The sequence below is a fragment of the Edaphobacter sp. genome (genome assembly GCF_035763405.1).
In the GTDB taxonomy this organism is placed as follows: Bacteria; Acidobacteriota; Terriglobia; order Terriglobales; family Acidobacteriaceae; genus Edaphobacter.
The window spans coordinates 1-3,418 of the sequence record NZ_DASUBE010000025.1; the positions used below are offsets into that span (position 1 = coordinate 1).

At 62.8% G+C, this 3,418-nt stretch carries 4 protein-coding genes; 2 read left to right on the top strand and 2 right to left on the bottom strand.

Annotation, left to right across the window (positions count from 1 at the left end):
• Positions 1 to 867: pectinesterase family protein (locus VFU66_RS02430; RefSeq protein WP_326444640.1), on the top strand; the 867-nt coding region annotated here is incomplete at its 5' end.
• Positions 868 to 890: 23 nt separating this feature from the next.
• Here the strand turns inward: VFU66_RS02430 and VFU66_RS02435 are convergent.
• Complete coding sequence (locus tag VFU66_RS02435; protein WP_326444641.1) at positions 891 to 1,688, bottom strand: tetratricopeptide repeat protein; 798 nt, start codon at positions 1,686 to 1,688, stop codon at positions 891 to 893.
• Between the two features lie 31 nt (positions 1,689 to 1,719).
• On the bottom strand, positions 1,720 to 2,391 hold the full coding sequence (gene pncA, locus VFU66_RS02440; protein WP_326444642.1) for a bifunctional nicotinamidase/pyrazinamidase: 672 nt from the start codon (positions 2,389 to 2,391) through the stop codon (positions 1,720 to 1,722).
• A gap of 53 nt (positions 2,392 to 2,444) precedes the next feature.
• On the opposite strand from pncA, the gene VFU66_RS02445 reads away from it, so the two are divergent.
• Positions 2,445 to 3,418, top strand: a 974-nt coding sequence (locus VFU66_RS02445; RefSeq protein ID WP_326444643.1) for a carboxyl transferase domain-containing protein, incomplete at its 3' end; no start/stop codon positions are given.

Consider the following 3,418-nt stretch of genomic DNA (forward strand, 5'->3'; position numbering starts at 1 on the left):
CGCGTCTACATCGAGATCGCGCCCGGCACCTATCACGAGCGCGTCATCATCACGCAGAACCATCCCAACATCACGCTCATCGGCATGGGCAAATCGCCCGCCGACACCGTCATCACCAACTCGCTGAACGCGAAGCAAGCAGGCGGCACCTTCTTCACCGAGACGGTGGAGATCAACGGCGCGGGCTTCGAGGCAGACAACCTCACCTTCGAGAACTCCGCCGGCAACACCGGCCAGGCTGTCGCCGTGGCCGACCGCTCCGATCGCAGCATCTTCAAACACTGCCGCTTCCTGAGCCATCAGGACACACTCTTTGCCGACTACGGACGCCAATATTACGTCGACAGCTACATCGAAGGCGGCGTCGATTACATCTTCGGCAACGCCGCCGCCGTCTTCGACCGCGACACGCTCAACTCGAACGGCCCCGGCTTCATCACTGCGCAGTCGCGCACCTCAGCAGACCAGACGACCGGCTACGTCATCCTGAACAGCCGCGTCACCAGCGCCATCGACGCCACCGAGCCGATGAGTCCCTCGACGCCTGGCGCAAAGAGTACCGCCTCCGCGCATCGGATGATCGGCCTTGGACGTCCATGGCGACCCTACTCGCGCGTTGTCTACATCCATACCGACCTGCCCGCCGACCTCGCGCCCGCAGGCTGGAACAACTGGGGCCGCGCCGCGAATGAAGCCACCGCATACTACGCGGAATCAGGCAGCACTGGTCCCGGTGCGAATCCTGCGGCCCGCGCGCCGTGGTCGCACCAACTCACCGCAGCCGAAGCAAAACAGTATCTGCCCGGGAACTTCCTCGCAGGCCGCGACCACTGGGACCCGGAGGCCGAAGCGGCAAAGTTGCCGTAAGGTGGAGATGACTCCGCGCACGCTCAGTGCGTTGCGGCGGCAGTCTTCGCTACGTCAGCCTGCTTGCCCCACCGGTTCGCCAGCTCGATGTCCTGCGCGCGAGCGCCCGGGTCATCGCAGTCGAAGTCGGCTCGGCGCAGGTAGACCAGCTTCAGATAGCCCATCGCATCCGCGTAGTGGGCGCGAAGCTCCAGCGCGCGCGTCAGATGCGTAATGGCATCTTCCACGAGCTGCGTGTTGTGCTCTTTGATCTTGCTGCATGTATCGGCACTCATGTGTGCGTTGCCCGCGCCGTCATCCGTCTGTCCGTCCGCCGCCAGAGCCGACACGGCAAACTGCGTTGCAGCCCGCCAGTCGATCACGCCGATGGTGTAATGGCTTTCCGCGTCGTCCGGGTCAATCTTCAGCGCCGAAAGCTCCATCTCACGCGCGTCGTCCAGCCTGTCGGTATTGCGATACACCAGCGACATCAGCTTCAGCGCGTTGTGATAGCCTTCGTCCTCTTCCGGAATCTGCCTGAGCACGACGAGCGCCGCGTCGGCATTAGCCAGGTTCTCCGGCGTCTTCACGTTGGGCTGTACCTGCATGGCATAGCTCGCACCCAGATAAAGTTTGGCCATCGTATAGTCGGGATCGATTGCGAGCGCCTTCTTCAGGTCGGCAATCGCATCGCCGTACTTGCCCGCTTTGAACGCGGCCCTGCCCTGCTCGAACGCCACCCCGACCGGATCCCCGGCCTGCGCATACGCAGCGCTCACGGCAAACAGCGCCACGAGCACCACACCACAACTCCGAACGATGCGCCACCGCCCCCGAAGCATGAAAGCATCCTAAGCGAGCGCGCAGGCATTCTCAACCCGCTCCGAATGATGGGTCGGATTTTTTCGCCCACAGGTCCGCCGCCTTCCATCTGCGGACTTCATGCTGAGCAAGCGCAGCGTTCGTCTCGTCGACGCTGCCGGGCAGGTTGACGGCGCGCGTTGCGTCTTCGAGGACGATGGTCTCGAAGCCGAGGTTGTGGCCGTCGATGGCTGAGTAACGGACGCAGAAGTCGTAGGCCAGGCCGCAGAGGAAGAGGCGTTTGAGTCCGCGTTCACGTAAATAACCTGCCAGGCCAGTGGGCGTCGTGTGGTCATTTTCGAGGAAGGCTGAGTAGCTGTCGATGTGGCGGCGAAAGCCTTTTCTTAAGATGAGCTCGGCGTGGGGGATTTCGAGCGCGGCGTGCAGGGCTGCGCCCTCGGTGTGCTGGAGGCAGTGTTCGGGCCAGAGGGTTTGCGGACCGTAAGGGGCTTCGATGCTCTCGTAGGGTTGGAGGTGATGCGTGGTGGCGAAGGAGATGTGCTGCGGCGGATGCCAGTCCTGCGTGAGGATGACGTGCTCTAATCTCTGCGCGAGTTTGTTGATGATGGGTACGACCTGGTCGCCTTCGGGGACGGCGAGCGCGCCTCCGATGCCGTTGGCTGCGGGGCAGAAGTCGTTCTGGACGTCGATGACGAGGAGCGCGTCGGTGGGGCGGAGATTCATTGACGACAGTATGACACTGTATCCTGCTATGCTGACATGTTTTGCGGGGTGTTATGGCGGATGATTTGAAGCTGGGAAATGGGCTGGCGTCGAAGGTGGATGTGAAGGCGGCGCGGTTTGGCGCGAACCGCGAGGCTTTGCGCGTTTTGATGGCGGCGATTCGGAAGCAGGAGGATGAGATTCGGCTGGGGGGTGGGGCTAAGGCTGCCGAGTCGCAACATGGCAAAGGCCGGCTGACCGTTCGAGAGCGGATGGCTTTGTTGCTCGATCCAGAGCCTCTGGAAACCCAGGTCTCAGAATCGAGACCTGGGGCACCCGCATCCGTGCCCGGTTCTACAGCGTTGCCGAATTTTCTGGAGCTGGGGCTTTGGGCGGCGCATGGGATGTATGAGGAGTATGGCGGCGCTCCGGCGGCGGGCGTGGTGACGGGACTGGGGCGCGTGTGCGGGCGGCTGTGCATGATCATCGCCAACGACGCGACGGTGAAGGCGGGCGCGTTCTTCCCGATGACGGCGAAGAAGGTGATTCGCGCGCAGACGATTGCGCTGGAGAACCGGATTCCTACGCTGTATTTGGTGGATTCGGCGGGAGTGTTTCTGCCGCTGCAGGAGGACGTGTTTCCCGATCAGGACGACTTTGGGCGCGTCTTTCGCAACAACGCCGTGATGAGTTCGCTAGGGGTGCCGCAGATTACGGCGATCATGGGGATGTGTGTAGCGGGCGGAGCTTATCTGCCGGTGATGACCGATACGGTGCTGATGACGGAGGGGTCGGGGCTATTTCTTGCGGGGCCGTCGCTGGTGCAGGCGGCGATTGGGCAGAAGACGGGCGCGGAGGAGCTGGGCGGGGCTACGATGCACGCGGAGATCTCGGGCACGGTGGACTTCAAGGAGCCGAATGACGAGGCTTGCATTGCGAGGCTGCGGTCGCTGGTAGGGAAGATAGGGCATAGGGCCCAGAGCTTAGGGCTTAGGGAGAGCGGCGAGGTCTTCTCTCGGGTAGAGTTTGACGCGACGCGGGATGCTCC

Coding starts and splice junctions, on each gene's coding strand:
- VFU66_RS02435 (WP_326444641.1), bottom strand. CDS start 1,688: ATGCTTCGGGGGCGGTGGCGCATCGTTCGGAGTTGTGGTGTGGTGCTC.
- pncA (WP_326444642.1), bottom strand. CDS start 2,391: ATGAATCTCCGCCCCACCGACGCGCTCCTCGTCATCGACGTCCAGAAC.